Genomic DNA, 2,263 nt, shown 5'->3' with positions numbered 1-2,263 from the left:
TGAGACCATTTGAAGAAAAACTGGCATCACGTCAGATCCAGTATCGCAAAACCGAAGTCCCAGGGCCCCGCATGATCCAAATCCATGTGACTGATCCTGATGGAAATCATATTCATATCGACTTCGAGGATACCGATTAACTGGCCAATCCTCGAAATAGTTGGAACGCAAAATAAAGCTCGTTACTTTTCCCAACCATTGATCGAGGTTCTTATTATTTGTTTTCTATGCTTTACGAGCCAACGGTTTTGGGTGGAAAAACACCGATTTGGAGATCAGCATGCCGGACCTCGAAACAAACAAGAAAAACGTCATCGCTTTCTACGAAATGATGTTCAACGAGTGTCGACCTGCCGAGGCCATAGCGACCTTTGTTGGCGAAACCTATACGCAGCACAACCCGCATGTTGGCGACGGCAAGCAAGCCTTTGTCGATTATTTTGAGCGCATGGCTGCCGAATACCCCGGAAAGCGCGTGGACATCAAACGCGCGTTTGCCGAAGGCGATCACGTTATTCTGCATTGCCACCAAATCTGGCCCGATGGTCTCGAGTACGCAGGGATCGATATTTTTCGCCTGGATGCTGATGGTAAGGTTGTCGAACACTGGGATGTTCTTCAGGAAATCCCAGCAAACAGCGCGAATGAAAATGGCATGTTCTGACTTAACCGTTGTGACTACTGTGCATGGAACTTCGAAAGGTCCTGTCGGCTGAGCCACGATAGTCAAAAGTCATAAGTCTGATCCAAGAAACCCGCCGAAGCGTATCTATCAAGAACCTTTTAGAAAGAAGATAAATATGCTCCCGAAGAGTATTCTTGCAGCGACCCTTGGATTATTTGCAGCTACTTCGCTTCAAGCTGGTGTACAAATTCGCTTTATAGAAGGCGCACCCAAGGACCGTTTTGTTCTGACAAATGTCGGAACGTGCGAAGTTGAAGCTTCGACCCTCAAAATCGACTTGTCGCAATCTGCCGGACGTCTGATTTTCGACGTTACCGAAAAAGGTGCAGGCGTAGAGGTCTTTCAACCTCTCGAATTCGTTGAGGGTGCGGATGCTCTGCGGCAAATTCCAGCGGTCGTGGACGGGCAAGATTCAATTGAACTTCAGATCGCCTCCCTCGCAGTCGGGGATAAACTCGCCTTTACCATCGATGTGGATGACACCATCGGGCAACGCGAAATCACCGTAACAGGGTCGGAGATAGAAGGCGCCACGGTGTCTTATTCCGATGCGGATAAGACCAGTACTGCAACCTTCTCTTCCGAAGCGCTTGTCAACGTGACGACCAAGGATTGCTGAAAGCAGTCCCGCAATGTCGAATTTGTTGATCCGCATAGCATTTCTTGCGCTCATGTTGGGAGGTGGCATCCTGATCGGGACACTGACCGCACCTGGCGATTGGTATGCGCAGCTTTCTAAACCTGCTTTCAATCCACCAAATTGGATATTTGGCCCGGTCTGGACGGTGCTTTATGTGTTGATCGCCATGGCGGGTTGGCGTCAGTTCGAAACAGACCGAAGCTCGGCTGCCATGAAGCTGTGGTGGGCACAGATGGCTCTGAACTTTTTGTGGTCCCCAACCTTTTTCGTACTGCAACTGCCGTGGTTTGCCCTTGTGGTCATTCTCGCGTTGCTGATTGTCATCGTCGTGTTCATCGCTCGGGTCAGGAACTCGGATCGGGTCTCCGCACTGGCCTTCTTGCCTTACTTTGCATGGGTCGCATTTGCCACGGCCTTGAACTTTTCTATCGCGACACTGAACTGAGAAAGAACGATATGCGTGCCAACTTCACTGGGCTTGTTTCAGGTCTTGTAATCATCGGATGCACAATGGCTCAGGCTGATGGAAATTTAACTGAAGACTTCTCCAAGTCTCCGGAGACGCGTTGGGACTACGTTGCCGACACTGTCATGGGCGGAGTTTCTTCAGGGCAGGTGCAGTTTAGTTCGGAAGGCAATGATGCATTCGCGCGGCTGACCGGAACCGTCAGTACAGAAAACAACGGCGGTTTCATCCAGTTCCGACGCAAGTTGTCTGTTCGGCCAGATGAGGGTGTATCAGGCGTCAGACTGTTGGTCCGAGGGAACGGCGAGCAATACTTCGTTCACCTCAGAACACGTGGCACAGTGCTTCCATGGCAATACTATCAGGCCGAGTTCGCAACTTCTGAAGAATGGACCAAAATCAGTTTACCCCTGTCAGACTTTAAGGCTTCAGGTGCCATGTTGCGCGCTATTCCCGTCGCCGACGAAATCAC

General features: G+C 50.4%; 4 protein-coding genes. All 4 read left to right on the top strand.

Translation table 11 applies throughout. The features are described 5' to 3' along the window. Positions 1–280 precede the first annotated feature (280 nt). Complete coding sequence (locus tag AC2FJB_RS22805) at positions 281–664, top strand: nuclear transport factor 2 family protein (protein ID WP_496721238.1); 384 nt, start codon at positions 281–283, stop codon at positions 662–664. Positions 665–800: 136 nt separating this feature from the next. Continuing rightward, positions 801–1,304, top strand: a complete 504-nt coding sequence (locus AC2FJB_RS22800; RefSeq protein ID WP_496721236.1) for an aggregation factor core — start codon at positions 801–803, stop codon at positions 1,302–1,304. Positions 1,305–1,317: 13 nt separating this feature from the next. Beyond that, a complete protein-coding gene (locus AC2FJB_RS22795; RefSeq protein ID WP_496721234.1) occupies positions 1,318–1,770 on the top strand; it encodes a TspO/MBR family protein in 453 nt (150 codons plus the stop codon). An 11-nt stretch (positions 1,771–1,781) separates the two neighbouring features. Continuing rightward, positions 1,782–2,263: CIA30 family protein (locus tag AC2FJB_RS22790; RefSeq protein ID WP_496721232.1), on the top strand; the 482-nt coding region annotated here is incomplete at its 3' end.

It is taken from the genome of Ruegeria sp. CDSC085 (assembly GCF_059610465.1).
The sequence above is the reverse complement of the archived record's forward strand: the minus strand, read 5'-3'. Positions and strand labels throughout refer to the sequence as shown.

Excerpts from the sequence above, each read along its gene's own strand:
- AC2FJB_RS22795 (WP_496721234.1), top strand. The coding sequence starts at position 1,318 with ATGTCGAATTTGTTGATCCGCATAGCATTTCTTGCGCTCATGTTGGGA.
- AC2FJB_RS22800 (WP_496721236.1), top strand. The coding sequence starts at position 801 with ATGCTCCCGAAGAGTATTCTTGCAGCGACCCTTGGATTATTTGCAGCT.
- AC2FJB_RS22805 (WP_496721238.1), top strand. The coding sequence starts at position 281 with ATGCCGGACCTCGAAACAAACAAGAAAAACGTCATCGCTTTCTACGAA.